19 protein-coding genes, 1 rRNA gene and 1 pseudogene are annotated in these 23,244 nt (G+C 70.6%); 12 read left to right on the top strand and 9 right to left on the bottom strand.

What is annotated here, in order from left to right; genetic code table 11:
- The first annotated feature begins 154 nt into the window (after positions 1-154).
- Positions 155-271 (top strand): 5S ribosomal RNA (gene rrf, locus ACZ7LS_RS04860).
- 139 nt (positions 272-410) lie between these two features.
- On the opposite strand, the gene ACZ7LS_RS04855 is transcribed toward rrf, so the two are convergent.
- Genes ACZ7LS_RS04855 through ACZ7LS_RS04835 form a run of 5 tightly spaced genes read right to left on the bottom strand, consistent with a single transcriptional unit; the run spans position 411 to position 5,850 of the window.
- On the bottom strand, positions 411-1,721 hold the full coding sequence (locus ACZ7LS_RS04855) for a DUF58 domain-containing protein (RefSeq protein ID WP_385137242.1): 1,311 nt from the start codon (positions 1,719-1,721) through the stop codon (positions 411-413).
- A 14-nt stretch (positions 1,722-1,735) separates the two neighbouring features.
- A complete protein-coding gene (locus ACZ7LS_RS04850) occupies positions 1,736-2,737 on the bottom strand; it encodes an AAA family ATPase (RefSeq protein WP_385137240.1) in 1,002 nt (333 codons plus the stop codon).
- Complete coding sequence (locus ACZ7LS_RS04845; RefSeq protein WP_385137238.1) at positions 2,734-3,924, bottom strand: DUF4350 domain-containing protein; 1,191 nt, start codon at positions 3,922-3,924, stop codon at positions 2,734-2,736. Before ACZ7LS_RS04845 ends, ACZ7LS_RS04850 begins: the two co-directional genes overlap by 4 nt.
- The gene (locus ACZ7LS_RS04840) at positions 3,921-4,610 is read right to left on the bottom strand and encodes a DUF4129 domain-containing protein (RefSeq protein WP_382877682.1); all 690 of its coding nucleotides are present in this window, start codon (positions 4,608-4,610) and stop codon (positions 3,921-3,923) included. Before ACZ7LS_RS04840 ends, ACZ7LS_RS04845 begins: the two co-directional genes overlap by 4 nt.
- 4 nt (positions 4,611-4,614) lie before the next feature.
- Entirely contained in the window at positions 4,615-5,850 is a 1,236-nt protein-coding gene (locus ACZ7LS_RS04835; RefSeq protein WP_385137236.1) for a DUF7847 domain-containing protein, read from the bottom strand.
- Positions 5,851-6,044: 194 nt separating this feature from the next.
- Between ACZ7LS_RS04835 and mtnA the strand changes: the two genes are divergently transcribed.
- The 8 genes from mtnA (at position 6,045) to ACZ7LS_RS04795 (ending at position 15,184) form a co-directional block, all read left to right on the top strand.
- Positions 6,045-7,187 carry an S-methyl-5-thioribose-1-phosphate isomerase gene (gene mtnA, locus ACZ7LS_RS04830; RefSeq protein WP_385137235.1) on the top strand — a complete coding sequence of 381 codons (1,143 nt, stop codon included), beginning with the start codon at positions 6,045-6,047 and terminating at the stop codon, positions 7,185-7,187.
- A 129-nt stretch (positions 7,188-7,316) separates the two neighbouring features.
- Positions 7,317-7,487, top strand: coding sequence for a hypothetical protein (locus ACZ7LS_RS04825; RefSeq protein ID WP_382676147.1), 171 nt, complete (start codon positions 7,317-7,319; stop codon positions 7,485-7,487).
- 232 nt (positions 7,488-7,719) lie between these two features.
- A complete protein-coding gene (mtrA, locus tag ACZ7LS_RS04820) occupies positions 7,720-8,397 on the top strand; it encodes a two-component system response regulator MtrA (protein ID WP_005486885.1) in 678 nt (225 codons plus the stop codon).
- Position 8,398: 1 nt separating this feature from the next.
- The gene (gene mtrB / locus ACZ7LS_RS04815) at positions 8,399-10,453 is read left to right on the top strand and encodes an MtrAB system histidine kinase MtrB (RefSeq protein WP_382530766.1); all 2,055 of its coding nucleotides are present in this window, start codon (positions 8,399-8,401) and stop codon (positions 10,451-10,453) included.
- Positions 10,443-12,287: an LpqB family beta-propeller domain-containing protein gene (locus tag ACZ7LS_RS04810; protein ID WP_382530768.1), complete on the top strand. Its 1,845-nt coding sequence runs from the start codon at positions 10,443-10,445 to the stop codon at positions 12,285-12,287. Before mtrB ends, ACZ7LS_RS04810 begins: the two co-directional genes overlap by 11 nt.
- Before the next feature lie 181 nt (positions 12,288-12,468).
- Positions 12,469-13,191, top strand: a complete 723-nt coding sequence (locus ACZ7LS_RS04805) for a ComF family protein (RefSeq protein WP_382530769.1) — start codon at positions 12,469-12,471, stop codon at positions 13,189-13,191.
- Between the two features lie 314 nt (positions 13,192-13,505).
- A complete protein-coding gene (gene hpf / locus ACZ7LS_RS04800; RefSeq protein ID WP_129769385.1) occupies positions 13,506-14,195 on the top strand; it encodes a ribosome hibernation-promoting factor, HPF/YfiA family in 690 nt (229 codons plus the stop codon).
- Positions 14,196-14,422: 227 nt separating this feature from the next.
- On the top strand, positions 14,423-15,184 hold the full coding sequence (locus ACZ7LS_RS04795) for a response regulator (protein WP_385137232.1): 762 nt from the start codon (positions 14,423-14,425) through the stop codon (positions 15,182-15,184).
- A gap of 36 nt (positions 15,185-15,220) precedes the next feature.
- Here the strand turns inward: ACZ7LS_RS04795 and ACZ7LS_RS04790 are convergent, their stop codons facing one another.
- Positions 15,221-16,417, bottom strand: a complete 1,197-nt coding sequence (locus ACZ7LS_RS04790; protein WP_385137231.1) for a winged helix-turn-helix domain-containing protein — start codon at positions 16,415-16,417, stop codon at positions 15,221-15,223.
- Between the two features lie 71 nt (positions 16,418-16,488).
- Positions 16,489-17,103 carry a GNAT family N-acetyltransferase gene (locus ACZ7LS_RS04785; protein ID WP_385137229.1) on the bottom strand — a complete coding sequence of 205 codons (615 nt, stop codon included), beginning with the start codon at positions 17,101-17,103 and terminating at the stop codon, positions 16,489-16,491.
- Positions 17,104-17,343: 240 nt separating this feature from the next.
- Here ACZ7LS_RS04785 and secA point away from each other — a divergent pair, with 240 nt between their 5' ends.
- Positions 17,344-20,172, top strand: coding sequence for a preprotein translocase subunit SecA (gene secA, locus ACZ7LS_RS04780; RefSeq protein ID WP_382530775.1), 2,829 nt, complete (start codon positions 17,344-17,346; stop codon positions 20,170-20,172).
- A 179-nt stretch (positions 20,173-20,351) separates the two neighbouring features.
- Here the strand turns inward: secA and ACZ7LS_RS04775 are convergent.
- Positions 20,352-20,750 (bottom strand): annotated as a pseudogene (locus ACZ7LS_RS04775) (Rv3235 family protein); the annotation flags it as partial.
- Positions 20,751-21,174: 424 nt separating this feature from the next.
- Between ACZ7LS_RS04775 and ACZ7LS_RS04770 the strand changes: the two are divergent.
- Both ACZ7LS_RS04770 and ACZ7LS_RS04765 read left to right on the top strand, forming a co-directional pair.
- The gene (locus tag ACZ7LS_RS04770; protein WP_385136685.1) at positions 21,175-21,681 is read left to right on the top strand and encodes a DUF6912 family protein; all 507 of its coding nucleotides are present in this window, start codon (positions 21,175-21,177) and stop codon (positions 21,679-21,681) included.
- A 69-nt stretch (positions 21,682-21,750) separates the two neighbouring features.
- The gene (locus ACZ7LS_RS04765) at positions 21,751-22,422 is read left to right on the top strand and encodes an HAD family hydrolase (protein ID WP_382530973.1); all 672 of its coding nucleotides are present in this window, start codon (positions 21,751-21,753) and stop codon (positions 22,420-22,422) included.
- Positions 22,423-22,512: 90 nt separating this feature from the next.
- On the opposite strand, the gene ACZ7LS_RS04760 is transcribed toward ACZ7LS_RS04765, so the two are convergent.
- Positions 22,513-23,079 (bottom strand): DJ-1/PfpI family protein, encoded by a 567-nt coding sequence (locus tag ACZ7LS_RS04760; protein WP_382530975.1) that lies wholly within the window; start codon positions 23,077-23,079, stop codon positions 22,513-22,515.
- Positions 23,080-23,244 lie beyond the last annotated feature (165 nt).

Raw genomic sequence — 23,244 nt, 5'->3', positions numbered from 1 at the left:
GGTTGATAGGCCGGATATGGAAGCCAGGTGACTGGTGGAGTTGACCGGTACTAATAGGCCGAGGGCTTGTCCTCAGTTGCTCGCGTCCACTGTGTTAGTTCTGAAGTAACGAACGGCCGTGTTGTCATCCAGCGGTTCGATATTTTCATAGTGTTTCGGTGGTCATTGCGTGAGGGAAACGCCCGGTTACATTCCGAACCCGGAAGCTAAGCCTCACAGCGCCGATGGTACTGCAGGGGGGACCCTGTGGGAGAGTAGGACGCCGCCGAACAATCTTTAGGGGAATGCCCCGTGCCGAAAGGCACGGGGCATTTCTGCGTTATGGGTCCATATTTTGATGCAGCAGCCTGCAATGGTCGCCGGTTACAGCCAGGCGCCCATCGCGGACTGTGGCTACCGCACCTTCGCTCTCAGAGACGTCCAGCGGCCTTCAGCGCCACATAGGCGTCCGCGAGGGCCGGCGCGAGGTTCTCCGGGGTGGCATCCACGACAGTGACGCCGTAGCGCTGCAAGTGTTCTGCCGTACGACGTCGCTGAGCCTGTGCCTGTGTGCCGGCGGCCGCTTCGTAGACCGCGTCCACTGTGCCCCGCCCCCGGCTCATCTCCTCGACGTGAGGATCCGCGACGGACGCCACCAAGACCGTATGGCGTCGGGTCAATTGAGGGAGGACCGGGAGGAGGCCCTCCTCGATGGGGGCGGCGTCGAGGGTGGTGAGCAGCACGATGAGGGATCGACGCGCGGCGTTCTTGAGCGTAGCCGCGGCGAGGCCGCGCGCGTCCGTCTCCACGAGCTCCGGTTCGAGAGGGGCCAGCGCGTTCACCAGTGCGGGCAGAACATCGCCCGCCGCGTGACCCCTGACCTGGGCGCGGGTACGACGGTCGTAGGCGAGGAGGTCCAGCCGATCGCCTGCTCGCGAGGCGAGCGCGGCGAGAAGCAGCGTGGCGTCCATGGCCGCGTCGAGACGGGGGACATCGCCGACCCGGCCGGCCGAGGTGCGGCCGGTGTCGAGGACGACGAGGATGTGCCGGTCCCGTTCAGGACGCCAGGTCCGTACAGCCACGGCGGATTGGCGCGCGGTGGCCCGCCAGTCGATGGACCGGGTGTCGTCCCCGGGCACGTACGCGCGGAGACTGTCGAACTCGGTGCCCTCGCCACGGGTGAGCAGGCTCGCGCGGCCGTCGAGTTCCCGTAGGCGGGCAAGCCGCGACGGCAGGTGCTTGCGGCTGTGGAAAGGGGGCAGTACGCGCACGGTCCAAGGGACTTCGTGGTGGCCCTGGCGCGCTGCCAGACCCATGGGCCCGAATGAGCGCACCGTCACCCGTTCCGCCTGTCGGTCGCCGCGGCGGGTGGGGCGGAGCACCGTGGTCAGCCGTCGGCGCTCGCCCGCGGGCACGGTCACCTCGTGGCGTGATGCCCCCTGTTCCGTGCCGGGGAGCCAGCTGCTGGGCGGCCAGGCATCGCGGAGCTGGGCGCGCAGGCCCCGGCCCGAGGGGTTTGTGACGGTGAGATGGACCTCGGCGACGTCACCGAGTCGAACTGATGTATCACCACTTCGGGTGAATCGGAGCGTTCGCACTGGTGCGGCGAGGGCGTAGTCGCACAGAATTGCTAGCGAGAGCGGGGCGTTGACGGCAAGGATGCCCGCCCAGCTGGGGGCGAAGAGGCCGACGGGGAGTGAGCCGAGGGCCGCGAGCAGCGCGGTTCGTCCGGTGAGGGCCATGGGAGTTCACCGTCTCATCGGGGGACGGGGACATGGGCGAGTATCGCGGTGATGACGGAGTCGGTCGTGACGCCCTCCATCTCGGCCTCGGGCCGGAGCTGGACGCGATGGCGGAGTGTGGGGAGGGCCAGGGCTTTCACATCGTCGGGGGTGACGTAGTCCCGGCCGGTGAGCCAGGCCCAGGCGCGAGCGGTGGAGAGCAGGGCGGTGGTGCCTCGTGGGGAGACGCCGAGTGCGAGTGAGGGGGATTCACGAGTGGCACGACAGATATCGACGACATAGCCCGCGATCTCGGGGGTGACGGTTGTTCTCGCGACCGCGGCGCGTGCCGCTTCCAGGTCGGCGGGCCCGGCGACGGGTCGTACCCCCGCGGCCTGGAGGTCACGTGGATTGAAGCCCTGGGCATGGCGAGTCAGGACACTGACCTCGTCATCGCGGGACGGCAGCGGGACGGTCAGTTTGAGGAGGAATCGGTCGAGCTGGGCCTCGGGAAGGGGGTAAGTGCCTTCGTACTCGACCGGGTTCTGGGTGGCGGCCACCAGGAACGGATCGGGCAGGGGCCGCGGGGTGCCGTCGACCGTGACCTGCCGCTCCTCCATCGCCTCCAGCAGCGCCGACTGGGTCTTGGGCGGCGTGCGGTTGATCTCGTCGGCCAGGAGCAGATTGGTGAAGACAGGACCCGGCTGGAAGGAGAACTCCGCGGTCCTCGCGTCGTAGACGAGCGAGCCGGTGATGTCACTCGGCATCAGGTCGGGGGTGAACTGGACGCGCTTGGTGTCGAGTTCGAGGGACGCGGCGAGTGCCCGTACGAGGAGGGTTTTCGCGACGCCGGGGACTCCTTCGAGGAGCACGTGCCCCCTGCAGAGCAGGGCGACCACCAGCCCGGTGACGGCGGGGTCCTGGCCGACCACCGCCTTCGCGATCTCCGTGCGCAGGGCCTCCAGGGAGGCGCGGGCGCTGTCGGGGTTCCCGGCGCCGTCGGTGGTCGCGGCGTTCTGTGCGGTCGGGGCACTCATGAGGTGCGTACCTCTCTTTCGAGGGCGTCGAGTTGGTCCGCGAGGCGGACAAGAGCGGCATCATCGGCCGGCGCCGGACCGAAGAGCAGGGTGCGCGGATCCAGGGTGGTGTCCGGGAGCCGTGCGAAGACGGCGGGGATCAGGACGTCGGGGGAGTGGGCGTCGGCGGGCGGTACGCCGAGGAGGGGTGCGAGACGGTCGCGGGTCGCCGAGCGCAGGGACGCGGCGGCGTGGTCCCTGGCGTTCGCCTTGCGGTAGAGGCGGGCACGGCCCTCGGTGGACTCCGAGGCCCGAATGGCTACGGGGAGTCGTTCGGCCACGAGCGGGCCCAGCCTGCGGGCACGCCAGACGGCGGCGAGCACCGCGGCCAGGAAGAGCTGGAAGGCGCCCCAGAGCCAGCCGGAGGGGATGAGGCCGAGGAAGTCACTGTCGCCGCCGGTCTCGGCGGCGGATCCATCATCGAGCGAGGGGAGGTACCAGACGAGATGAGGCCGGGAGCCAAGAAGCTGAAGGGCCAGCGACGCGTTGCCGCGTTGGTCGAGGCGGTCGTTGTACAGGATGTCGGGCGAGCCGAGGAGAACGGTGTCACCGGCTTCGCTGCCGGTGTCCCTGATCCTGACCAGGGTCGGCAGGCCATCGCTCATGTAGCAGGCGTCGACGTCGGCGGTGTCGGTGGCGTAGCGCTCGCCGCCGATGTCGGCGGTGCCCGCGCGGTCGGCGGCGGGAAGCGAGCAGCGCGGGGCCCGTGCCGAGACCGGCGCGGGGGTGTTCGTACGGACGCCGGGCACCAGGGTGCCGACGGAGGGCGGGCCGGCGCCGAGCAGAACGGTGCGGCCTCCCGAGGACGCCATCGCGGTGCGCAGGGAGCGCTGCTGGTGTTCTGTCAGCAGGTCGGGGTTGGTGACGAGGAGTGTGGTGTCGGGGCCGGCCGCTGCGGTGGCGTCGTTCAGCGTGGTGACGGGTTCGACGGAGACTCCCCGGTCCTTGAGGAGTTCGGCCACGGCGCGGCTGCCGAACCGGTCGGCGGAGCGTGGGTCGAGCCGGCCGTGCTGGTCACCGGAGCTGAGGGCGGCCATGGTGATTCCGGCCGCGAGCAGAAGGACGAGGGCGAGGACCACTCCGCGACTGCGGGTCCAGACCTGTCGGGTGGTGGGGGCGAGCGAGGAGGAGCTGATCGTGGAGGTCACTCGGCCGTTCCTCCGGAGGCGAGGCTCAGCTGGGGCTTCGCGCTTTCCAGATCGAGATCGAGAGCGCTCAGCCGCCGGTATGTGTCCTCGTCGGCGGTGCGGCCTCCGTATGTGATGTCGTCGAATTCCCTGGCGGCGGTGCGCAGCCGGGTCGCGTGGCCGGGGAGGGGGCGGCCGGCTTCGGAGGCGGCCTCGTCGGCGGTGCGGCCGGGACGGGGATCGAGCAGGGCGCGTTCCTCCAGGGAGCGGACGATGGCGCGCATGCGTTCCTGGGCGGCCTGGTTCCAGCGTCCGGCGGCGGCGTGTGTTTCCGCGGTGGCGCGGTGTTCCGCCGCGCTGCGGGGGCTCTCGTCGAAGAGCGTGCGTGCCGTCCCGGGTATGCGTCGCGGTGCGCCCAGTCGCCACCAGAGGGCGGCGAGGAGCGCGACCACGATCAGCACGATGACGACGAGACCGAGCGGGCCGCCCGGGGCCACGCCGGAGGCGGAGTCGAAGAGGTCACCGACCCATTCCCAGAAGCGGTTGAGCGCCCGCTGGAGGAGGTTCGGGTCGTTCTCGTGGTACATCGGCCTGGACAGCTCCCGCTCCGCCGCTTCGCGGGCGGGAACACGCGGGGTGTCCACCGGTATGCCGTCGTCCGCGCGGATCACCTGCCGTGCGATTGCCGTTGCCCCCGTGGTGGACACCGCGTCAGTTCCCCGGGGAGCCGCGGCCCGGCGGCTGTGTGCCGTAGCCCGCCACGCCCGCGGCCCGCGCCAGTTCGAGGTCGAGGGCCTCGCGCCGGATGCGCTGGTCGATGTAGAGGAGCACGGTCACGCCGGCGGAGATCGGATAGGTGATGGTGGAGGCGATCACCGAGCCGATACCGGTGACGATCAGGTACGGCCAGCCGTAGTCCGGAGCGTTGCCGGAGTACAGGCCGGCGAGACCCTCGCTGTCCACCGCGGTGGCGATGAGGACGAACGGGATGGCGATGATCAGAGAGATCAGGAAGGAGATCAGCAGCGTGAGAAGCAGTACGCCGAAGGTGCGCCACCAGGCGCCCGTGACGAGCTTGGCGGAGCGGCGCATGGCGGACAGCACGCTCTGACGTTCCAGCATGAGCGCCGGGGACGCGAGGCTGAAGCGGACCATCAGCCACACGATGACGACGAGGCCGGCCATTCCGCCGAGCGCGGTGAGCGCGGCCCCTCCGACGGAGCCCATCAGCAGGCCGGGGAGGATCGCCGCGGTCATGATGGCGGCGCTTATCAGCGGCAGCAGCAGGGTCAGGCCCAGCAGTTGCGGGAGCCGGGGACGGGCCTCGTTCCACGCTTCCGACAGCGTGACGGAGCGCCCCAGTACGGACCGGCTGATCACTACGGTGAGCACGGCCGTGGTGAACAGGGTGCCGATCACCAGGATGGCGAGCGACGGGAGCTCGGACACGAGGGTGGACGAGAGCGAGTCGGCGGTCTGGCTGAGGAGTTCCGACGGGCTCGCGTTCGGGTCGAGTTCGACCGGCTCCGGGAGCAGGTAGCGGCGGAAGAGGATGTCGCTGATCTGGGAGACCACGGCGACGGCGAGGGCGACGCTGAGCACCACCCGCCAGTGGGTGCGCATGGTGGAGACGGCGCCGTCGAGGATCTCGCCGACCCCGAGAGGCCGGAGCGGGATGACACCCGGCTTGGCGGCGGGCGGCGGGCCCCAGCCGTGACCGGGACCGCCACCGCGGGGGGGCCCGCCCCAGGCCTGCGTGGGGCGGGGAATGGCGGGTCCTGTGCCGGGGGCGCTCGGCGGGGACCACTGGCCTGGCGGCGGCTGGGCCGCGGACCACTTCGAGGAGGAGCCGGTGTCGTCGGCGGGCGCGGCGGGCCCGGGCACACCGGAGTCCTGGCCGTCGGACGGGGCGGATCCGGGCGAGGCCCAGCCCGGAGTGTCGTTCACGGTCGTCCACCTCGTGTTGTGGTTGCGGGGCCTGCTCGGCGAGCCGGCGCTTCGACAGCGCCTGTCCGCGGAGCGGGGCGGCGGGCTGGCAGCCATCGTGCCACGCGCCGTGCCCCGGCGGACCAGGGGCTGTATCTCCTTCTCGGCTCCGTTCTCGCCTTCATTGTCCGTGCCGTAGCGGGCAGACTGAGCGGATGGCTGATCAGTACGCACGAACCCCGGCCGGCTCAGGGCCGCCGATGCTTCCCTCGATCCGCTGGGACGAGCCGCCAGAAGGGCCCGTACTGGTACTTCTCGACCAGACGAGACTTCCGGCCGAGGAGACCGAGCTGGTCTGCACGGACGTACCGGCTCTGGTGCGGGCGATCAGGGCGCTGGCGGTGCGCGGGGCGCCGCTGCTGGGCATCGCGGGCGCGTACGGGGTGGCGCTGGCCGCGGTACGGGGCTTCGACGTGGAGGACGCGGCGGAGCAGCTGGCCGGGGCGCGGCCCACCGCGGTGAACCTCGGCTACGGGGTGCGGCGCGCGCATGACGCGTACCGGGCCGCTGTCGGCGAGGGTGCCGATCAGGAGCGGGCGGGGGCCGCGGCGCTCGCCGAGGCCAGGCGGCTGCACCGCGAAGACGCCGAGGCCAGCTCGCGGATGGCGGCGTTCGGGCTTTCGCTCCTCGACGAACTGCTGCCGGGCGGCGGCCACCGGATCCTGACCCACTGCAACACCGGGGCGCTCGTCTCGGGTGGGGAGGGCACCGCGTTCGCCGTGGCGTTGTCGGCCCACCGGGCCGGCCGGCTGCGGCGCCTGTGGGTGGACGAGACCCGTCCGCTCCTCCAGGGCGCCCGGCTGACGGCGTACGAGGCGGCTCGCAACGGGATGGCGTACACCTTGCTCACGGACAACGCGGCGGGTTCGCTCTTCGCGGCGGGTGAGGTGGACGCCGTCCTGATCGGGGCGGACCGGATCGCGGCCGACGGATCGGTGGCGAACAAGGTGGGCAGTTATCCGCTCGCCGTGCTGGCCGGGTACCACCATGTGCCGTTCGTCGTGGTCGCGCCGACCACGACGATCGATCTCGACACCCCGGACGGGGCGTCGATCGAAGTGGAGCAACGACCGGGGCAGGAAGTGACGGAGTTCATGCCGCCGCGGACAGCGGTGGCGGGAGCGGAGGGGCTGGGGGGGATGCCGGTGGCACCCCTGGGAACGCAGGCGTTCAACCCGGCTTTCGATGTCACCCCTCCGGAACTGGTGACGGCGATCGTCACCGAACACGGCGCGCTGTCCCCGGTGACCGGGGACGGGATCGCGGAGCTGTGTGCCCGGTCCAGGCAGGCGAGCTGAGCGACGGAAACGGCCCCTCGCCCCGTGCTGCCGCGGCGGGGAGGGGCCGTGGCGTCGCGGAGCCGGCGGGTTCGGCAGCCGCGCCGTCGCAGGAATGACGTCACATGACCACAGACGAGAAGGCAGGCCATGGAACCGGATCCGTCGATATGGGAGTTGCTGTTCGCGTTCCTCCTCGCGGGCATCGTCGGCATCGTGAGGATGTCGCTGATCGTGATCCCGGTCATCGGGGCCGGGATCTGGGTGGTGTCGCGAGTGCGTCGCCTGCGTGGGTCGCGCTCCGGTCCGGACACCCTGTGAACCCGTCCACTCCACTACCGTGTGCTGACGACGGGAGACGGTATGGCCGCAGTGGGCACTTTCGGTGGCCGGTCATGGCCGGATCGAGGGGGGACGAGCGTGACATCAGTGGTTGACATCAATGACAGCGGACAGCGACGGTCACTGACGGACATCGGTGCACGTTGCCGCTGCTCAGTGAGGTGGGTCACGCCTGTCTACGCAACGGAAATGAAAATGGGATGATGTCGATATGAAGGGACGTGTCCTTGTCGTCGATGACGACACCGCACTGGCCGAGATGCTCGGCATTGTGCTGCGTGGTGAAGGTTTCGAGCCGTCGTTCGTAGCGGACGGTGACAAGGCACTCGCCGCTTTCCGTGAGGCCAAGCCGGATCTGGTGCTGCTGGATCTGATGCTGCCCGGCCGGGACGGTATCGAGGTGTGCCGGCTGATCAGGGCCGAGTCCGGGGTGCCCATCGTCATGCTCACGGCCAAGAGCGACACGGTCGATGTGGTGGTCGGGCTGGAGTCCGGGGCCGATGACTACATCGTCAAGCCGTTCAAGCCGAAGGAGCTGGTGGCGCGTATCAGGGCGCGGCTGCGCAGGTCCGAGGAGCCGGCGCCGGAGCAGTTGGCCATCGGCGATCTGGTCATCGATGTGGCGGGTCACTCGGTGAAGCGGGAGGGGCAGTCGATCGCCCTGACCCCGCTGGAGTTCGACCTGCTGGTCGCGCTCGCCCGTAAGCCGTGGCAGGTGTTCACCCGTGAGGTGCTTCTTGAGCAGGTGTGGGGCTACCGGCACGCCGCGGACACCCGGCTGGTCAATGTGCATGTGCAGCGGCTGCGCTCCAAGGTCGAGAAGGACCCCGAGCGGCCCGAGATCGTGGTGACCGTCCGCGGGGTCGGTTACAAGGCGGGACCGAGCTGACATGACCGGCGGCAGCGCTGCTCCGAAGCCCGGTGAACCGGGAGTCCGTGCGGGGCGGGCTGCCGGGCCGGGCCATGCGCTGGCGCGGTTCGTCCGGCTGTTCCAGAGCGGCAGGCTGCTGCAGGACGGCTCGCCCGGCGGGCCGGTGCTGCGGCTGCTGGTGCGCTGGGTGCGGCGTCCGCTGCTGCCCGCCGTACGGCTGTGGCGGCGCAATATCCAGCTGCGGGTCGTCGCGGCCACGCTGCTGATGTCGCTCGGCGTGGTGCTGCTGCTGGGGTTCGTGGTCTTCGGCCAGGTCCGCAACGGTCTGCTGGAGGCCAAGGAGAAGGCGGCCCAGAGTCAGGCGGCCGGTGGGTTCACCGTGGCGAAGGAGAAGGCCGACGCTCCGGCGGCGCCCGGGGCCCGGGAGGGTGACGGGACGAACGGCAGGTCGGGGAGGAACTCCGTCAACTGGCGGTCCGACCTTGTCGAACAGCTCGCCAGTGGCGGCCCGGGTGCGTTCAACGTGGTGGCGCTGAGCCCCGACGCGGCGGACGCCGTGTCGACGAGCCGGGCGCCGCGTGTCTCGGGCGGGGTGGACTTCGCCAGCGTTCCCGCGGATCTGCGGGCGGCGGTCGCGCAGGGGACCGGGGCGTTCCAGGCGTACGCGCAGATCAAGTACACCGGGGCGACCGAGGCCAGGGCGCCGGAGCCGGGGCTGATCATCGGCAAGCGGCTGAACGACGTGGACCGTAACGCGTACGAGCTGTACTACATATTTCCGCTGACGCAGGAAGGGCAGTCGCTCAACCTGGTGAAGGGCACGCTCGCCACGGCCGGGCTCTTCGTGGTCGTGCTGCTCGGGGCGATCGCCTGGCTGGTGGTGCGGCAGGTCGTCACACCCGTACGGATGGCCGCGGGGATCGCCGAGCGACTGTCCACCGGCCGTCTCCAGGAGCGGATGAAGGTCACCGGCGAGGACGACATCGCCCGTCTCGGTGAAGCCTTCAACAAGATGGCGCAGAACCTCCAGCTCAAGATCCAGCAGCTGGAGGAGCTCTCCAGGATGCAGCGGCGCTTCGTCTCCGATGTGTCGCACGAGCTGCGCACGCCTCTGACGACGGTGCGGATGGCCGCCGACGTCATCCATGAGGCACGCCGTGACTTCGATCCGGTGACGGCGCGCTCGGCCGAACTGCTCGGTGACCAGCTGGACCGCTTCGAGTCTCTGCTGTCGGATCTGCTGGAGATCAGCCGTTTCGACGCGGGCGCGGCGGCGCTGGAGGCCGAGCCGATAGATCTGCGCGAAGTGGTGCGGCGGGTGATCGGCGGTGCCGAGCCGCTGGCGGAGCGCAAGGGCAGCAGGATCCGGGTCCTCGGGGACGAGCAGCCCGTCGTCGCCGAGGCCGACGCGCGCCGGGTCGAGCGGGTGCTGCGCAACCTCGTCGTCAACGCCGTCGAGCACGGCGAGGGCCGGGATGTCGTCGTACGGCTGGGCGCGGCGGGCGGTGCGGTCGCGATCGCCGTGCGCGACTACGGCGTGGGGCTCAAGCCCGGCGAGGCGACACGGGTGTTCAACCGCTTCTGGCGGGCCGATCCCGCCCGTGCCAGGACGACCGGGGGGACCGGCCTCGGGCTGTCGATCGCCGTCGAGGACGCCCGGCTGCACGGCGGCTGGCTCCAGGCGTGGGGAGAACCGGGCGGCGGTTCCCAGTTCCGGCTGACCCTGCCGCGTACGGCGGACGAGGCGCTGCGCGGCTCGCCCATACCGCTGGAGCCCGAGGACTCCCGGCGCAACCGCGAGCGGGGCGGCGGCCAGGACCTCAAGGAGACCGCGCAGCGGCTGGCCAGTGTGCCGCTCCAGCCGGGTGCGGACCGTTCCGCGCAGGCCGGAGCGCCCGGTGTGCCCGCCCCGCCCCGTACGACCGCGACGGTGGATCCGGCGGCTCTGCCGGGCAGCGGCGCGCGGGTGGTGGCGCGTCCCACGGGGGAGCGGCCGTCCGAGAGCGAATCCGATCGCTCCGATCACTCTGTACGCCGGACTCCGGAGCGGGAGGACACCATTCGTGGGCGCTGATCGCCTTCGCCGTCGGCCGGGAAGCGCGGTCCGGACGCCGGTGCTGCTCGCGGCCGTCGCCACGCTGCTGGCCGGGTGCGCGTCGATCCCCGACAGCGGCGATGTCGAGCCGGTCAAGGCATCGCCGCCCGGTGAGTCCCAGGTGCGGGTCTATGCCGTGCCGCCCCGGGAGAAGGCGGAGCCCGACGAGATCGTCAACGGCTTCCTCGAAGCCATGACCAGCGATGATCCCGACTTCGCGATGGCCAGGAAGTATCTGACGAAGAAGGCGTCGGCGTACTGGCAGCCGGGCGCCGGCACGACGGTGCTGCGGGCCGCTCCCGACCCGGCGGGCCCGAAGGAGCTTTCCGGCAGCGCCTCCTCCGCACTCACCTACCCGCTGTACGGCGACCGGATCGCGGATGTGGACTCCGTACACGCCTATCAGCCGACCGAACCGAGCGAGTACGCCGGAGAGATCAGGCTGGTCCGGCAGAACGTCGGGGGCGCCAAGGAGTGGCGCATCGACAGCCTGCCGCAGGGGCTGGTGCTCGGTGAGTCGGACTTCCAGCGCAACTACCGTTCGGTCAATAAGTATTACTTCGCGTCGGGGGAGAACTGGCTGGTCGCCGACCCCGTCTACATCCGTCAGCGAATAGACCCCACGACCCGGATGGATCCGGTGACCCAGGCGGTCAAGGTGCTGCTCGACGGGCCGACGAACTGGCTGAAGCCGGTGGTCGACTCGCCCTTCCCCGCCGGTACGGCGCTCCAGAAGGGCACCAGATCGCTGGAGTTCGACGACCGCAACGCCCTCAAGGTGCCGCTGAACGACAAGGCGTCCAAGGCGGGCCGCACGCAGTGCCGGAAGATGGCGGCGCAACTGCTGTTCACCCTGCGGGATCTCACGTCCACGCCGGTCGGGCAGGTCGAGCTGCTGGCCGACGGGTCCTCGCTCTGTGTGCTCGGCGGCGACCAGGCCGAGGAGTTCGCGCCCGACCGCACCACCGGCCGGCCCGACAGTCCGTATTTCGTCGACGACCACGGGCGGCTGTCGCTGCTGCAGGCGGGCGCCGACGAGACCGCCGACCGGTCGCATGTCATCGGCCCGTTCGGCAGCGGCGGCGTGAAGCTCGGTTCGGTCGCGGTGGCCCGTGACGAGAAGCGGGCGGCGGGTGTCACGGAGGACGCCAAGTCGCTCTATGTGTCTTCCATACTGTCGGACGGCGAGCTGGCTCCCGCGCTGGTGTCCAGCGACGGTCCGGCGCGCAGCCGGCTGTCTCCGCCGAGCTGGGACGGGCACGGCGATCTGTGGATCGCGGACCGTGACCCCGGCAAGCCGCGGCTGCTGAGGTTCGCGGAGGGTACCGGTACGCCGCTGCCGGTCACGGTCGACGGGCTCGGCGACGGGCGTATCCAGGGGCTCCGGGTGTCGGCGGACGGCGTACGCATCGCGCTGCTGGTGTCCGAGGGCGGACGGACCACACTGCGGATCGGGCGGGTGGAGCGGAGCGGGTCGGCGGCCGATCCGACGGTGTCCGTGGCGCGACTCCAGTCGGTGGCACCGCAGATGGAGACGGTGACCGCGGTGTCCTGGGCAGGGCCGAGCCGGCTGGTGGTGGTCGGCAAGGAGTCCGGCGGTGTGCAGCAGGTGCGCTACATCCAGACCGATGGATCGACCTCGGCCGCGGGCGTGCTGCCCGGTCTGAACCAGGTGACCGCGATCGCGGCGGCGAACGACGACCGGCAGCCGCTGGTGGCCGATTCCGGTGACGCCGGGATCGTCCGGCTGCCTTCCGGGGGGAACTGGCAGACGATGGTCGAGGTGGGCTCGTCGCCCGTCTACCCCGGCTGACCCCGCACGCCCCGGGGCTGCACGGGGCACCGGCCGGGGGAGGCGTACGCGGCCGGTCGTGGCCCTGAGGGAGTGCGCGGGAGCGGGCGCCCGGGGGCGTGCCGGAGCGAACGGGATCTTTGCCTGAACGAGTTGTCCACAGGGGTGGCCGGGCGCCCTCGTCGTTGGCACAGTGGTTGTCATGCGGGCGTGGTGGCGCGAGATCACCGGCCTGGTGCTGCCGGTCGCCTGTGGCGGCTGCGGGAGCCCCAGGACACCTCTGTGCGAGGACTGCGGTCGGGCGCTTTACGGCACCTGGCCGTGCCGGGTACGGCCCGCGCCGGAGCCCGTGGGACTGCCGGCCGTCCACGCCGCGGCGCCGTACGAGGACGCCGTACGGGCCGTGCTGCTGGCGCACAAGGAGCGCGGGGCGCTCGGGATGGCGGCGCCGCTGGGGCGGGCGCTGGCCGGGGCCGTACGGGCCGCCGCGCCGTCGGGCACGGGGGTCGGTCCGCTGCTGCTGGTGCCGGTGCCGTCCACGCGCCGTGCGGTCGGGGCGCGTGGACACGACGCGGCCCGCAGGATCGCGCTGGCCGCCGCCGGTGAGCTGCGGCGCGAGGACAGGCCGTGCCGGGTCCTGCCGGTGTTGCGGCAGCGGCGCGCGGTGGCCGACCAGACGGGCCTCGGCGCCCGTCAGAGACTGGCGAACCTGTCGGGGGCGCTGGAGGTCGCCGCCGGGGGCGCGAGGCTGCTGGAGGGCGGCAGGGTGGTGCTGGTGGACGATCTCATGACAACGGGCGCCTCGCTCGTCGAGGCGGCGAGGGCACTGCGTGCCGCGACCGGCCCCGGCATTCCGCGTTGTGGCCGGGTGAGCGCGGCAGTTGTCGCCGCGCCGCCCCTCTCCTTCGAAATAAACCGGAACTGACCGGAAGCGTGCATCGTTGCAGGCAAAGAGGGCAGGAAAGCAACTGAACAGAGATACGTACCGGTAGCGGGTGCCGACACCCGTCCGGGAGGTCTATGTTCGGATAAGAGGAGTGGCGCGAGTCATGACTCGCTGAATACCCCGTGTTGCGTCGGCGTTTTTCAGAACCTTGGAAGTTCGGGGGATGGGGATCACGCCGATGGGGGAGGAGGAGGTGAAAGTCGCCAAGTCCGAGGCTCCGGTGATTACCGGGGTCTGGTGCAACAGGGAGTAACTCCGCAGCGAGGCGGAGTGATCCGGGAACGGAGTTCTGCGTGGACATCGTCGTCAAGGGCCGCAAGACAGAGGTGCCCGAGCGGTTCCGCAAGCACGTGGCCGAGAAGCTGAAGCTGGACAAGATCCAGAAGCTCGACGGCAAGGTGATCAGCCTCGACGTCGAGGTGTCCAAGGAGCACAACCCGCGGCAGGCCGACCGGTGCGACCGGGTGGAGATCACGCTCCACTCCCGCGGCCCCGTGATCCGCGCGGAGGCGGCCGCCGCCGATCCGTACGCGGCGCTGGATCTGGCGACCGGCAAGCTGGAGGCCCGGCTGCGCAAGCAGCACGAGAAGCGCCACAACCGCCGGGGAAACGGCCGGTTGTCGGCAGCCGAGGTCGTCGAGGTCGTTCCTGGGGTCGCCCAGTTGAACGCGAACGGCGAGACCGCGGCGGAGGAGGCGGCACAGGCGGTACCGACCACGATGGTCGGCTCTCTTGAGGTGCAGGGCGAAGGGCCGCTCGTGGTGCGGGAGAAGACCCATGTCGCCGCACCGATGACGCTCGATCAGGCGCTCTACGAAATGGAGCTGGTCGGGCACGACTTCTATCTGTTCGTCGATTCCGACACCAAGGAACCCAGCGTCGTCTACCGGCGCCATGCCTACGACTACGGCGTCATTCATCTCAGGACGGACCCCTTCGCCGGATCGGAAGCGGGCGGCGCGGGCGGTGCCCTCGGCGGTTGACGCACCGGCCGGGACCGCCGGAATCCGGCCGGAATAAGTCCGGAATCCGTGCCCCCGTGGTGCCCCTGAGCCCCCTTCGTGGCCTCAGGGGCACCGCTGTGCGCCCCCAAGGGCCATCGCTACGGCGCCCAGGCATGAAATCATGGCGTCGCGGCCAACAAGTGGCCCGCGAACTGCGGTTGGCCGGCCCCGGGAGATTCGGGCCATGGCCTTCAGGGGAGGGAACGATGGCGGACAGCTTCGGTCCGGTGCATCACGCGAACGATGCCGACGACACGATCGGCGGCGCCGGATCCGATGCCGCCACGGAACGGGGCGACTCCCCGAGGGAGCCGATCCGGGTCCTTGTCGTGGACGACCACGCCCTCTTCCGCCGCGGACTGGAGATCGTCCTCGCCCAGGAGGAGGACATCCAGGTCGTCGGAGAGGCCGGGGACGGCGCGGAGGCCGTCGACAAGGCCGCCGATCTGCTGCCGGACATCGTGCTGATGGATGTACGGATGCCCAAGCGCGGCGGGATCGAGGCCTGTACCTCCATCAAGGAGGTGGCCCCCAGTGCCAAGATCATCATGCTGACGATCAGTGACGAGGAGGCCGACCTCTACGACGCGATCAAGGCGGGCGCCACCGGCTATCTCCTCAAGGAGATCTCCACCGATGAAGTGGCCACCGCGATCCGCGCCGTGGCCGACGGCCAGTCACAGATCAGCCCGTCGATGGCGTCCAAACTGCTGACCGAGTTCAAATCGATGATTCAGCGTACGGACGAACGCAGACTCGTTCCGGCGCCGCGCCTCACGGACCGCGAACTGGAAGTCCTCAAGCTGGTGGCCACGGGAATGAACAACCGTGATATCGCCAAGGAGTTGTTCATCTCCGAGAACACGGTGAAGAACCACGTCCGCAACATCCTGGAGAAGCTGCAACTGCACTCCCGGATGGAAGCCGTGGTCTATGCGATGCGGGAGAAGATCCTCGAAATCCGCTGACGATATCCGGGCGGCCGGACCCGGCGACGGCGGCGCTCAGAGCGCGCTGAGCGCGTCCACCAGCGGACCGCGCAGCGCGGGCGCGTCGACCCGCTCCACCCGCACGTCCGAGCAGCCGACCCATTCCGCCGCCTCCCGCAGCGCCTGGGCCATCGCCGGCACGGCCCTGGGGGTCTCCAGGGACACCTGCTTCGCCACGAGCGTCTTCCCCTCGCGCGCCGGGTCGACACGGCCCAGCAGCTTCCCGCCGGACAGCAGCGGCATCGCGAAGTAGCCGTACACCCGCTTGGGCTTGGGGACGTACGCCTCCAGCCGGTGGGTGAAGCCGAAGATCCGCTCCGTGCGGGCCCGCTCCCAGATGAGGGAGTCGAAGGGCGACAGCAGCGTCGTGCGGTGCCGCCCCCTCGGTGTGGTCGCCAGCGCCTCCGGGGCGGCCCAGGCCGGTTTCCCCCAGCCCTCGACCGTCACCGGCACCAGCCCCGAGTCCGCGAGCACGGCGTCGACCTGCTCGGCCTTGAGCCGGTGGTAGTCGGCGATATCGGCGCGCGTACCGACCCCGAGCGACTGGCCCGCGAGCCGTACGAGCCGGCGCAGACATTCCCTGTCGTCCAGATCGTCATGGAGGAATTCGCCGGGGACGGCCCGCTCCGCGAGGTCGTAGACCCGCTTCCAGCCGCGCCGCTCGGTGCACACCACCTCGCCGTACATGAGCGCGCGCTCGACGGCGACCTTCGCCTCCGACCAGTCCCACCACGGCCCGCCGTTCTTGGCGCCGCCCAGCTCCGTGGCGGTCAGCGGGCCCTCGGACTCCAGCTGCTTGATCACCGTGTCGTACGCGCCGTCCGCCAGCTCGTGGTACCACTGCGGCCGGGCGCGGTAGGCACGCCTGCGGAAGGCGAAGTGCGGCCACTCCTCGACCGGCAGGATGCACGCCGCGTGCGACCAGTACTCGAAGGCGTGCGGCTGCGCCGGTGACGTACCGGCCGGGGCCGGGGTCCAGTACGCGTCCTCGACCGTCCTGCGGCCGACGGCGCCCAGGCGCGCGTACGGAATCAGTTCGTGCGATCTCGCCAGCACCGAGATCGTGTCCAGCTGGACGGCTCCCAGATGCCGCAGCACGCCCCGCACCCCGCCGCGCCGGTCGGGGGCGCCGAGGAATCCCTGGGCGCGCAGCGCTATCCGTCGGGCTTCGTCGGCGGACAGCTCGGTGGTGGCGGTCGGCACAGTCGTCATGAACCGCACGATAGACGGCGGCACTGACAGCCGGGCCCGCGCGGGTGCGTCCAAGCCCCCGGCGGACGTGCTCAGGTCCCCGCCGGCGCGTCCTTCGCCCGGGAGGCCGGCCCGTTCCTCTGCCGGGCGGGCAGGTACGGGCGGGTGCCCGGCAGCCCCAGATCGGAGGGGAGCAGCGCGCCTATCCACATGTCCCGCAGCGTGTCCCGGTGGAGCAGCGCGGCGCGCAGCATGCCCTCCATCGCGAAGCCGGCCTTCTCCGCGACGGCGCGCGAGCCGGCGTTGCCGACCTCGGCGCGCCACTCCAGGCGCTGCGCGCCCAGCGCCGTGAAGGCCCAGCGGGCCACCGCCCGCGCGGCTTCGGCCGTATGGCCCCGGCCGCGGTGCTCCCTCGCCGTCCAGTAGCCGACCTCCCAGGTGCCCGACTGGCAGTGCGCGTTGACCGCGCCCATCACCGGGCCCCCGCCGCGGGGCACCACACCGAAGGTGCAGTTGGTCCCCGTCCGCCAGCCCTCCGGGACCATCCGCGTGAGGAAGTGCTCCGCGTGCTGCCGCTCGTACGGGGTGGGAATCGGGACCCAGCGCTGGATCTCGGGGTCCTGGCAGGCCGCGAGGACGTCATCGACGTCGTCCGGCGTGAGGGGGCGCAGCAGCAGGCGCTCGGTGGTGAGAGTGACGGGTTCCATAGCCGGATTCTGCTGAGCCGGGTCCCCCGGCACGAGTGCTTTTCCCGTCTCACCGGCACCTTCCACGGGTCCCGCGCGTTCTCCTTGCGGGTGTCGGCGGGCCCGCGTGACCTCGGCCCTCCCGGCGCGGGCGGGTCCTCGCTTACGATGGCCGTTGCGGTGGGGCCCGCCTGCCGTGCCCGCGCCCGTGTCCGTATCCGACCCACGTGCCAGGCCCGACCGGCAAGGAGACCAACCTCAGTGTCCGTCTTCAACAAGCTCATGCGTGCAGGCGAAGGCAAGATCCTGCGCAAACTGCACCGCATCGCGGACCAGGTCAACTCCATCGAAGAGGATTTCGTAACCCTCTCCGACGCCGAGTTGAGGGCGCTCACCGCCGAGTACAAAGAGCGGTACGCCGACGGTGAGAGCCTTGACGACCTGCTCCCCGAGGCCTTCGCGACCGTCCGCGAGGCGGCCAAGCGCGTCCTCGGCCAGCGTCACTACGACGTGCAGCTGATGGGCGGAGCCGCCCTGCACCTCGGCTATGTCGCCGAGATGAAGACCGGTGAGGGCAAGACCCTCGTCGGCACGCTGCCCGCGTATCTCAACGCGCTGTCAGGCAAGGGCGTCCACCTGATCACGGTGAACGACTACCTGGCCGAACGCGACTCCGAGATGATGGGCCGCGTCCACAAGTTCCTGGACCTCAAGGTCGGCTGCATCCTGGCGAACATGTCGCCCGCGCAGCGCCGTGAGCAGTACGCCTGTGACATCACGTACGGCACGAACAACGAGTTCGGGTTCGACTACCTGCGCGACAACATGGCGTGGTCCCAGGAGGAGCTGGTCCAGCGCGGCCACAACTACGCCATCGTCGACGAGGTCGACTCGATCCTCGTGGACGAGGCCCGTACGCCGCTGATCATCTCCGGCCCCGCCGACCAGGCCACCAAGTGGTACGGCGACTTCGCCAAGCTGGTCACCCGGCTGACGAGGGGCGAGGCGGGCAACCCGCTCAAGGGCATCGAGGAGACCGGCGACTACGAGGTCGACGAGAAGAAGCGCACCGTGGCCATCCATGAGCCCGGTGTGTCCAAGGTCGAGGACTGGCTGGGCATCGACAACCTGTACGAGTCGGTGAACACCCCGCTCGTCGGTTATCTGAACAACGCCATCAAGGCCAAGGAACTGTTCAAGAACGACAAGGACTACGTCGTCATCGACGGCGAAGTCATGATCGTCGACGAGCACACCGGCCGTATCCTCGCCGGCCGCCGTTACAACGAGGGCATGCACCAGGCGATCGAGGCGAAGGAAGGGGTGGACATCAAGGACGAGAACCAGACCCTCGCCACGATCACCCTGCAGAACTTCTTCCGCCTCTACGGCAAGCTCTCCGGCATGACCGGTACGGCCATGACCGAGGCCGCCGAGTTCCACCAGATCTACAAGCTGGGCGTCGTGCCGATCCCGACGAACCGGCCCATGGTCCGCTTGGACCAGTCCGACCTGATCTACCGCACCGAGGTCGCCAAGTTCGCGGCGGTCGTGGACGACATCGCGGAGAAGCACGAGAAGGGGCAGCCGATCCTGGTCGGCACCACCTCGGTCGAGAAGTCCGAGTACCTCTCGCAGCAGCTCAACAAGCGCGGTGTCCAGCACGAGGTGCTCAACGCCAAACAGCACGACCGGGAGGCGACGATCGTCGCCCAGGCCGGCCGCAAGGGCGCCGTCACCGTCGCCACGAACATGGCGGGACGCGGTACGGACATCAAGCTCGGCGGCAACCCCGACGATCTCGCGGAGGCGGAGCTGCGCCAGCGCGGCCTGGACCCCGTCGAGCACGTCGAGGAGTGGGCCGCCGCCCTGCCGGCCGCGCTGGAGAAGGCCGAGCAGGCGGTGAAGGCGGAGTTCGAGGAGGTCAAGGACCTCGGCGGGCTGTACGTCCTGGGCACCGAGCGGCACGAGTCGCGCCGTATCGACAACCAGCTGCGCGGTCGTTCCGGCCGCCAGGGCGACCCCGGCGAGTCCCGCTTCTACCTCTCCCTCGGCGACGACCTGATGCGGCTGTTCAAGGCGCAGATGGTCGAGCGCGTGATGGCCATGGCCAATGTGCCGGACGACGTCCCGATCGAGAACAAGATGGTGACGCGCGCCATCGCCTCCGCCCAGTCCCAGGTCGAGCAGCAGAACTTCGAGACGCGTAAGAACGTCCTGAAGTACGACGAGGTGCTCAACCGCCAGCGTGAGGTCATCTACGGCGAGCGGCGCCGCGTCCTGGAGGGCGAGGACCTGCAGGAGCAGGTGCGCCACTTCATGGACGACACGATCGACGCGTACATCCAGGCGGAGACCGTCGAGGGCTTCGCCGAGGAGTGGGACCTCGACCGGCTGTGGGGAGCCTTCAAGCAGCTCTACCCGACGAAGGTCACGGTGGACGAGCTGGAGGAGGCGACGGGCGACCGCGCCGGGATCACCGCCGAGTTCATCGCGGAGTCCGTCAAGGACGACATCTACGCCCAGTACGAGGAGCGCGAGAACCAGCTCGGCTCGGACATCATGCGCGAGCTGGAGCGGCGCGTGGTGCTGTCCGTCCTGGACCGCAAGTGGCGCGAGCACCTCTACGAGATGGACTACCTCCAGGAGGGCATCGGCCTGCGGGCCATGGCGCAGAAGGACCCGCTGGTCGAGTACCAGCGCGAGGGCTTCGACATGTTCAACGCCATGATGGACGGCATCAAGGAGGAGTCCGTCGGCTATCTGTTCAACCTGGAGGTCCAGGTCGAGCAGCAGGTCGAGGAGGTCCCGGTGCAGGACGCGGCCGAGCGTCCCTCGCTCGCCAAGAAGGACGACGCGGTGCCCGCGGGCACCGCGCGTCCGGAGATCCGCGCGAAGGGTCTCGACGCGCCGCAGCGGCCCGACCGGCTGCACTTCTCCGCTCCCACGGTGGACGGCGAGGGCGGCATCGTCGAGGGCGACTTCCAGAGCGCCGAGGGGCCGACGCGGTCGACGTCGGACGGGATGACGCGCGCCGAGCGGCGTAAGGCCCAGAAGGGCACGAGCGGCGGGCGTCGCCGCAAGAAGTAGGCCGCCGCCAAGCCTCCGCCGGAGGCGGTACGACGGACGAGGGCGGGCCGGGGCGCACAGCGAGTGCGCGCCCCGGCCCGCCCTCATGTGCGCCGCCACGTCCGTCCCCTCCCGTCCCTCGTCCGTCCGCCGTCCCCTCCTGTCCCTCGTCCGTCCGCCGTCCGCTCCCTGTACGTCCCTCATGCGCGTTCTCCGCCGAGCTCGACCGCGGCGCAGCGCCAGCGCAGGTCGGCGCCCTGTTCCAGCCGGAAGGCCATCGCGCGCACCTGGTCGCCCGCGGCGATGCTGGCGGCGGCCTCTACCGCTCCCGGGCGTGGCTGGAAGGCGCGGCAGGTACGGATGACGGGACGGGCGCCCCGTGCCCTGAGCGGGGTGCCGGGCGCGAGCCGGACGAGTTGCTCGTACGCCTCGCCGATGGTCTGGCCGAGCATCCAGTGCACGGGGCGGTGGCCGCTGAGGACGGCGAGCAGGCGCTCCGCGAAGAGTTCGTGCGGCGGCGGGAGGTGCGGGCGCCGCTGCGGGCGTACGGCGCCCGGCCTGCGCTGGTCGCGCCGGCCGGGCGGCCTCGCGGCGGCGGTGGTCCGGCCCCTCGCCGTGTCGGCCGCCGTGGTGGTGTTGCCGCCCGCAGCGACGGTGCTGCCCGGAGCGACGGTGCTGCTCGAAGCCGCGGTGCCGCTCGGGGCGGTGGTGCCGGTCGCCGTGGTGGTACTGGTCGTGTTCACGCAGATCGCCCCCGTTCTGCCCGGCCAGTTCGACTACCGGCCGGTAACTTCTGTTGGGGGATCTTTTACGGGCCCTTGGGGGACGCCCGCAAGACCGGTGCCGACGCGGAGCGCGCGGGGCCGGAATCACCTATCAGGGTGACCGGCGGACGATACCGGGCCCGGCGGCGAGGTGGCGTGCGGTGCCCGGTGGACGCCTGGGGGCTCCATGAGCGTCACCCCGAAGAGGGACTCCCGCACGTATCCTTAGGTGCTCTCCCGACTACGAAAGCGGCCAGCCATGCGCGTCTACGTCCCCCTGACCCTTCCTGGCCTCGCTGAGGCGCACAAGGCGGGTGAGCTGGGACCGGGACCGCTGACCGCGTACGCGGTGACCCCCGGGCTGCGCGAGTGGTACGTCTCCGACGACATCGAGGAACTGGAGTACGCGGCCCTCAACCGCGCCGCGGCCGCCTCGCTCCGGCTGCTCGCCGCCGATCCGGCGGCCGGGCGCCGCCGGGTGGTCGTGGCGGCCGATGGACCGGACCGGGAGGCCGTGTCGGATCCCGACCGCGGACTCGACGACGCGGGCCTCGGCGAGGTGCGGATCGCCGACCCGATCGCGCTGTCGAAGGCGGCCGCGGTGCACGTCGACTCCGACGAGGCGGACGCCGATGTGTCGGCCGCGGCGGCGGCACTGGGCGCGGCCGACCACGGGGACGACGACGCGCAGTTCACGGTGGACGGCGCGGAGGACCACGAACTGCTCTGGTACGGCGTCCAGGAGATCCCCAACCTGATCGGCTGAGCGGCCGACGGCGGCCCTCGCGGAGTTCCGGCGGGGCCGTTGTCAGACCCGGCCGGTACCGTTTTCGGCATGGGGAAGCAGAACACGCATCTGGTCTGGGACTGGAACGGCACCATCCTCGATGACATCCAGGCGGTCATCGGGGCGACCAACGCGGCCTTCGCGGAGATAGGGCTGGAGTCCATCACGCTGGACACCTACCGCGAGCTGTACTGCGTCCCGGTCCCGAAGTTCTACGAGCGGCTGATGGGCCGCCTGCCCAGCGACGCCGAGTGGGCCGTCATGGACGAGATCTTCCACCGGCACTACACGGAGCGGCGGACCGGCTGCGGGCTCACGGAGGGCGTCGAGGAACTGCTGGCGCAGTGGCGGCTGGCCGGGGACAGCCAGTCGTTGCTGAGCATGTACGGGCACGAGCAGCTGGTTCCGGTGGTGCGGGGATACGGGATCGAGAGCCACTTCGTCCGTGTCGACGGCCGGACGGGCCCGTCCGGCGGCAGCAAGGCGGTGCACATGGAGCGGCATCTGACCGCGCTGGCGTCGACGGGCGCGATATCCGCCGAGCGGACGGTGGTGATCGGCGACGCGGTCGACGACGCGCTGGCGGCGGCGCATGTGGGCGCGCGTGCCGTGCTGTACACGGGGGGTTCGCACAGCCGGGCCAGCCTGGAGGCGGTGGGCGTACCGGTGGTGGACACGCTCGCGGAGGCGGTCGAGACGGCGCGGCGCCTGACGTCCTGACGGAGACGGCGCGGCGTCTGACGCCTGACGCCGCGCGCGGCGTCAGGCGTCAGGACGGGACAAACGGGGGAAGCGCCGGGGCTCCGCCGGTCAGGTCACCGGGGCCTTGGCGCGCAGCACGGTGAGGAACTCGCGCATCCAGGCCGGGTGGTCGGGCCAGGCGCGGGACGAGACGAGCGTGCCGTCCACCACCGACTCGGTGTCCTGGAACGTGGCCCCGGCCGCCTGCATGTCCAGCTCCAGGGCCGGATACGCCGTCACCCGGCGGCCGGCCAGCTCGCCGATCGCGGCCGTCAGCAGCGGCCCGTGACAGATCTGGGCGACGGGCTTGTCGGCGTCGAAGAAGGACTTGAGGATCTTGCGCAGCTCCGGGTCGCCGCGCAGATACTCGGGGGCGCGGCCGCCCGGGATGACCAGGGCCGCGTACTGCGTCGCGTCGACCTCGGCGAAGGCCAGATCGGCGGGCCAGGTGTAGCCGGGCTTCTCGGTGTAGGTGTCGAAGCCGGGCTCGAAGTCATGGACCACGAACTGAAGCTTCTTACGGGTCGGAGCGGCGATATGGACCTCGTATCCCTCCTCGCGCAGGCGCTGGTACGGGTAGAGCACTTCCAGCGACTCGGCGGCGTCGCCGGTGACGATCAGAACCTTGGCTGCCATGACTGCTCCCGGAGAGAGTGTGTCGGTCTGTCCATCTGTCGACCAGTGTCGTCCTGTGGACCAGTGTCGTCCCGGTCGGCGCGCGTCGGCGAGGGTGCGTCGGCGAAGGGCGCCGTGCCGGGCGCAGCGGTGAGCCCCCGATGGGCGTCCGTGTCGCTGTCCAGA

It is taken from the genome of Streptomyces sp. NPDC039430, from assembly GCF_055639435.1.
Note: the sequence above shows the minus strand (reverse complement) of the source record. Positions and strands in the feature narration are given on the sequence as shown.